1 protein-coding gene is annotated in these 554 nt (G+C 54.2%); it reads left to right on the forward strand.

From position 1 onward, the window contains the following. Nucleotides 1-129 precede the first annotated feature (129 nt). On the forward strand, nucleotides 130-554 hold a 425-nt coding region (locus tag OSC10802_RS53280; RefSeq protein ID WP_044170199.1), incomplete at its 3' end, for a hypothetical protein.

A 554-nucleotide genomic window follows, 5' to 3' on the forward strand; every position in this document is an offset into this window, starting at 1 on the left:
CTAACATCGTAGCTCAAGACTCCGACAGCACTATCAACCTGCCGGCGCTTACCAGCCTTCAGCGATGACACCAGCGACTCGGCGCAATCCATATTAAATGCCTATGGTGGCGTTATCTCGGCTGACAATTTGGCCAGTCTGACGGAGGTAGACTTGTCTAGCAGTTACGGCGGCACCCTTAGCTTGCCGGCACTGACTAGCTACACCGGCAATAACTCAATCACCGCTGTCGGTGGTGGTGTGTTAACTTTGGGCGGACTCCAGAATCTTGCCAGCAGCACTAACATCGTAGCTCAAGACTCCGGCAGCACTATCAACCTGCCGGCGCTTACCAGCTTCAGCGATGACACCAGCGACTCGGCGCAATCCATATTAAATGCTTATGGTGGCGTTATCTCGGCTGACAATTTGGCCAGTCTGACGGAGGTAGACTTGTCTAGCAGTTACGGCGGCACCCTTAGCTTGCCGGCACTGACTAGCTACACCGGCAATAACTCAATCACCGCTGTCGGTGGTGGTGTGTTAACTTTGGGCGGACTCCAGAATCTTGCCAG

The organism is Kamptonema formosum PCC 10802, from assembly GCF_000332335.1.
In the GTDB taxonomy this organism is placed as follows: domain Bacteria; phylum Cyanobacteriota; class Cyanobacteriia; order Cyanobacteriales; family Oscillatoriaceae; genus Oscillatoria.